Genomic DNA, 2,690 nt, shown 5'->3' on the forward strand with positions numbered 1-2,690 from the left:
GGTCTGGTAACTTGAGGCACTGATTGGCAAGTTGCCTAAAGTTGATACGATGAAGAAACTCTTGGAACAAAACGAGCCCGGCGTCATTTGAAAGTTGACCGCCGTCGGCGGTCACAGTCACATTGGTATTGCATTGCAGGGATAAGCTGGTTAAAGTTGAGATGGTGTGAAGCCTCGCTTTCGTGATGGTTTTCATCGACTCAACCTTAGCATATAGGCGCACCCAATGGGTGAAACACCAAAGCAGCGCAGTCCCGTGTGAATCGTGGGATTGCGCTGCTTTTTTGAAATTCTATGAATAATCCAGGTTCAGTATTAAATGGCGCGGTTTTGGCTGAGCTGGCTAAAATGTTGAAGCCATATTGCTTCACGGCGATTTGCACATCAGGATCTTCGATGGCAATGGCATCCACTTGGCCTTTTGCCAAAGCGATGGCCAGATCTGACGCGTCATATTGGACGAATTGGACCTTGGAAGTATTGGCGTTCACGTCAACGCCATTGTCGCCTAACCAGCGCTTGGTGAAAGTCGCTTCAGTCCCAGCAACTGTGGCCACCCCGATCTTCTTGCCGACAAAATCTTTGGCAGACTTGATCGGCGAGTTCTTCGCGGTCAATAAGCTGACACAGCCGGTATGCAAGCCAGTGGTGATCTTGAGTTGCGCGCCGTTGGCTAACGGTTGGATGATCGAGCCCAACAAGGTATTGGAGGCATCGACTTTCCCAGAAGTGACAGTTTCAACGGCTGAAGAATCAGCGGAAGTCTTGACGATCTTATACTTCAAGCCGACTTTCTTGAAGAATCCTTTGGCTTGGGCGATTTGTTGAGGCGCCCCACAAACGCCGCCAGCTTCGCCGAGTTTCAACACATAATCGTCGTCTGTTTTGTTATTGGCGATGGCAGTGGTTTGGGTTTTGGTGCTGGTAGCCGACTTTTTGTTTTGGTTGACGAATACCACTGCCAACAAAATGGCGAACACCGCGACAACGGCCACGGCGATCCACGCCGTTTTCTTGTTTTGCTTTTTCATTTGAAACACTCCCTTAGGCTTTAAAATTCAAGATCCCCAACACTTTTTCTTTTAAGGCAATGAATTCTGGACTATTGCGGTCGCGCGGGTGCGGTAAGTTCACTGGCACGATTTCTTTTAAAATCGCTGGTCGCGGTGTCATGGTAAAGACGCGATCGGCTAAGTACACTGCTTCTTCCACGTCATGGGTCACGATCACCATGGTCAACTTGCGCTTTTGCCAAATGTTGATCAACTGGTCATGCAGCCGCATGCGGGTGAACGCATCCAACGCGCCGAAAGGTTCATCGAATAATAAGATCTTCGGGTAGTTGATCAAAGCGCGGGCAATGGCGACGCGCTGTTGCATCCCACCGGAAAGTTGCGATGGATATTGATCTTCAAAGCCGCTCAACCCGACGAGATCAATGAACTCTTGGACTTTGCCGTCAGTGTTTTTTTGATGGTCGAGCTTTAAGCCAAAGCGCACATTTTCTGCGATCGTCAGCCAAGGATAAAGCGTCGCGTCTTGAAACACCAACCCGCGTTCACGACTAGGTCCGGCGATTTGGTTGCCATCAACCACGACTGTGCCTTCAGTGGGCACATCCAAGCCGGCTAAAATGCGCAACAAGGTGGATTTACCGCAACCAGACGGGCCGATCAAAGCGACAAATTCGCCTGGGTGGATGGTTGCGGAAACATGATGGATGGCTTCAGTAGCTTTGGCGCCGAGGCCGTCAGCGGGATAAATTTTTTGGACATCATTGATTTTGATTTCGCCTAATGTTTCTACCATTGGATGATTCCTTTCTGCCAGCGTAAGAAATGATCGCGGATCTTAAAGAAGATCGTGACCAACAAGCTGAAGCTAACGGCGATGACCAACAAGCCAGCGTACACGTTGGCGTAACCCATGATCTGGCGCTGCCAGTTGATGTACCAGCCGATGCCATATTTCACGCCGATCATTTCCGCTGTCATCAAGGTGATGAAACTTGAGCAGATCCCGTTGAAGATCCCGACGAAAATATCTGGTAACGCGCCTGGGATCGCCACGCGAAAGATCTTTTGCGCGTCGCTTGCACCCATGGTATCAGCGACTTCAAAGAATTCTTTTTTCACGTTGATGATGCCAGAATTGGTTAAGATCGTGATCGGAAACCAAGTGGACAAAGCGATCAAAAACACTGAAGCTTGAAAGCTGGTGGCAAAAGCGGACAAAGCCACTGGGATGAACGCAGTCGAAGGGATCGGGCCAAACAGTTTGACCACTGGTGACAGCCAGTAATTCCACTTGGCATACCAACCGATCAACACGCCGGTGATCAACCCGGTGGTGATCCCAAAGGCTAAGCCAGTGAGCAAGAGTCGAGTCGAATAGCCTAAACACTTCAGTAAAAACGCCCAATCTTTGACGATGACATTCAAGATCGCTTCAGGGCTGGGGAAAAATAGCGGATTGATCAAGGCAAATTTTAACGTGACCAGATTATACAGGCCTAAAACTAAAAACACCCCGCCGATAAAGTAGCTTTTATACACATAGCCTTTGACCTTTACCCAATTTGTTGGAACTGAATTCGATTTACCTGCAAGGCAGTTCACTGAGAGCTGTCTTGTTTTAAAATAACGTTTCGATACCGGAACCTTTCCATTCACCAGTTTCCGGATCAACCT

General features: G+C 48.8%; 3 protein-coding genes and 1 pseudogene. All 4 read right to left on the reverse strand.

Features of this window, described 5'->3' with window-relative positions:
* Nucleotides 1-196, reverse strand: a pseudogene (locus ACKTSG_RS14000) (IS1380 family transposase); the annotation flags it as partial.
* Nucleotides 197-206: 10 nt separating this feature from the next.
* A complete protein-coding gene (locus ACKTSG_RS14005) occupies nt 207-1,031 on the reverse strand; it encodes an ABC transporter substrate-binding protein (RefSeq protein WP_407895631.1) in 825 nt (274 codons plus the stop codon).
* Nucleotides 1,032-1,044: 13 nt separating this feature from the next.
* A complete protein-coding gene (locus ACKTSG_RS14010; RefSeq protein WP_407895633.1) occupies nt 1,045-1,809 on the reverse strand; it encodes an ABC transporter ATP-binding protein in 765 nt (254 codons plus the stop codon).
* Nucleotides 1,803-2,687, reverse strand: a complete 885-nt coding sequence (locus tag ACKTSG_RS14015; RefSeq protein ID WP_407895634.1) for an ABC transporter permease — start codon at nt 2,685-2,687, stop codon at nt 1,803-1,805. Before ACKTSG_RS14015 ends, ACKTSG_RS14010 begins: the two co-directional genes overlap by 7 nt.
* Nucleotides 2,688-2,690: the final 3 nt, after the last annotated feature.

The sequence above is a fragment of the Lacticaseibacillus salsurae genome, from assembly GCF_045862175.1.
Classification (GTDB): Bacteria; Bacillota; Bacilli; order Lactobacillales; family Lactobacillaceae; genus Lacticaseibacillus; species Lacticaseibacillus salsurae.

What these genes read in the sequence shown, in the direction of transcription:
- ACKTSG_RS14005 (WP_407895631.1), bottom strand. Translation starts at nt 1,031, where the DNA reads ATGAAAAAGCAAAACAAGAAAACGGCGTGGATCGCCGTGGCCGTTGTC.
- ACKTSG_RS14010 (WP_407895633.1), bottom strand. Translation starts at nt 1,809, where the DNA reads ATGGTAGAAACATTAGGCGAAATCAAAATCAATGATGTCCAAAAAATT.